Consider the following 2679-nt stretch of genomic DNA (forward strand, 5'->3'; position numbering starts at 1 on the left):
CAACTGGATGCTGATCACAATTTCACGCTGGTATGCCGGGATTTGTCTGAGCTATCGGTTTACGCCAAATTCAATAATGCAGTCTTCCGCTTGATTAAAGCGCATACACCTGGCCCCTATACATTTGTATTACCGGCAACGAAAGAGGTGCCACGTCGATTGCAACATCCCAAACGTAAAACCATCGGTTTACGAATTCCGGTTAACAATATTGCCCTTGCCCTACTGGAAGAACTGAATGAACCCTTAATGAGTTCAACACTTATCTTGCCGGGTGAGACCATGCCTATGACAGAGGCTGATGAAATAGCCGATCAATTGAGTAAACATGTGGATTTGATTATTGATGGCGGAGCATGTGGCAGTGAGCCGACGACCGTGGTCGAGTTTATAAATGACTTACCCGAAGTGGTTCGCGTTGGTATGGGTGATCCTGAACCGTTTGAGGTGGAATGATCATCTATCTTGGTTTATTCCTATTATTCGCTTTCAGTATCTGGCTTATCGGCATTATTCATGCTGAAGCTGATTGGGGCGGGCCGTCCGTTAACTGGCTGGATGGCTGGACACGCTTAATCTGCCGGTATATTCAGCATTTACCGGAACAGAAAATAAATCTGCCAGAGACTGGCCCGGCAATTTTGGTCGCCAACCATGTTTCTGGTGTTGATCCCTTATTGCTTATATCTGCCAGCAAACGTCCGTTACGCTTTCTGATTGCTCGGGAAGAGTATGAGCGCCCATTGGTCAGTTGGGTTTTTAAAAAGGCAGGTTGTATTCCGGTTGATCGTTCCGGCCGCCCTGAGCAGGCGTTAAGACAGGCCTTAAGAGCATTGCAGCAGGGTGAGATCATCGCGCTGTTTCCCCACGGGAAAATTCATCTGGATACTGAGCCACCGAGAAAAATTAAGGGTGGCGTTGGCCGGCTGGCAAGCTGGTCGGCTGCACCGATATTTCCAGTACGTATTGATGGTGTGACAGCTCAGGGCAAAGTGTTTACCGCTCCTTTTATACCTAGTCGGGTGCTGCTAACCATGGGACAACCAATACAGTGCAGCCCGGAAACGATGGAAGCATGTTTAGAAGATATTATTAGAATCATCGAAACGCCAGCCCTGCGATTCTATTAATACATCTACATCACTACAACGAAAATCTCTGCAGTTTTTTGTTTACGCTACCAATAATAAGATTTTTTTCTGCTAACGTTGACTTGATTTCTGATCGCTTCCCCCCATTTTGTAATTAACTTATTTTTTACAGGGATATTACGATGCAAATCGATAAACTCACCAGCAAGTTCCAGGAAGCACTTGGTGCCGCACAAAGTATGGCGGTTGGACGCGATCATCAGATTATTGAACCAGCCCATTTAATGTTGGCGTTATTAAACCAACAAGGTGGCACGGTAAAACCGTTACTGGCACAAAGCGGTGTCAATGTGCCAGCGTATCAGGCGGATCTGGAAGCACAGTTAAACCGTTTTGCCCAAGTTGAGGGTGGTAATGGGGATATCCGCATATCTTCAGACTTGAACCGATTATTAAATCAAACGGATAAATTGGCACAGCAACGTCAGGATCAATTTATTTCCAGCGAACTTTTCGTGTTGGCAGCGGTTGAGGAAAAAAATCAAACAGGTGAATTGCTGCGCAAGCATGGGGCTAACAAAACCAATATTAATAACGTGATAGACAAAATTCGTGGGGGCGAACGCGTGACTGATCAAAATGCCGAAGAACAGCGTCAGGCGCTGGAAAAATACACCATTGATCTCACTGCCCGTGCCGAGAGTGGCAAACTGGATCCGGTGATAGGTCGTGATGATGAAATTCGCCGCACTATCCAGGTTCTGCAACGTCGTACCAAAAACAATCCAGTGTTGATTGGTGAACCAGGCGTCGGTAAAACGGCGATTGTTGAAGGTCTGGCACAGCGTATTGTTAATGGTGAAGTGCCGGAAGGCATGAAAAACAAACGGGTGCTGGCGTTGGATATGGGCTCGTTGATTGCTGGTGCCAAATTCCGTGGTGAGTTTGAAGAACGATTAAAAGCAGTACTCAGTGATCTCTCAAAACAGGAAGGACAAATCATTCTGTTTATTGATGAAATTCATACCATGGTAGGTGCTGGTAAGGCAGAAGGCGCAATGGATGCCGGTAATATGCTTAAACCCGCTTTAGCTCGGGGTGAGTTGCATTGTATTGGCGCGACAACGCTGGATGAATATCGCCAATATGTTGAAAAAGATGCCGCTCTGGAACGTCGCTTCCAGAAAGTGCTGGTGGGTGAACCCAGTGTGGAATCCACTATTGCTATCTTGCGTGGCCTGAGTGAGCGTTATGAAGTGCATCATGGTGTGGATATTACTGATCCGGCCATCGTTGCTGCAGCGACCTTATCGCATCGTTATATCACCGACCGGAATCTGCCGGATAAAGCCATTGATCTGATTGATGAAGCGGCTAGCCGCATTCGGATGGAAATTGATTCCAAACCGGAAGTGCTGGACCGTCTTGAAAGAAGGTTAATTCAACTTAAAATTGAGCGTGTTGCCTTACAGAAAGAATCGGATGAAGCCTCCAAAAAACGTTTGGATACGCTGGAAACCGAAATGAAAAAACTGGCCCGCGAATATACCGATCTGGAAGAAGTCTGGAAATCAGAAAAAGCGGCTTT

3 protein-coding genes are annotated in these 2679 nt (G+C 46.4%); all 3 read left to right on the forward strand.

All coding sequences use genetic code 11. The features are described from left to right. Positions 1-456, forward strand: a 456-nt coding sequence (locus B3M51_RS10425) for an L-threonylcarbamoyladenylate synthase (protein WP_292758989.1), incomplete at its 5' end; no start/stop codon positions are given. Next, positions 453-1130 (forward strand): lysophospholipid acyltransferase family protein, encoded by a 678-nt coding sequence (locus B3M51_RS10430; protein ID WP_292758992.1) that lies wholly within the window; start codon positions 453-455, stop codon positions 1128-1130. The genes B3M51_RS10425 and B3M51_RS10430, both read left to right, overlap by 4 nt. Before the next feature lie 143 nt (positions 1131-1273). Further along, on the forward strand, positions 1274-2679 hold a 1406-nt coding region (locus B3M51_RS10435; protein ID WP_292758995.1), incomplete at its 3' end, for a Clp protease N-terminal domain-containing protein.

The organism is Methylophaga sp. UBA2689 (assembly GCA_002354555.1).
Classification (GTDB): Bacteria; Pseudomonadota; Gammaproteobacteria; order Nitrosococcales; family Methylophagaceae; genus Methylophaga.

What these genes read in the sequence shown, in the direction of transcription:
- B3M51_RS10430 (WP_292758992.1), top strand. Translation starts at nt 453, where the DNA reads ATGATCATCTATCTTGGTTTATTCCTATTATTCGCTTTCAGTATCTGG.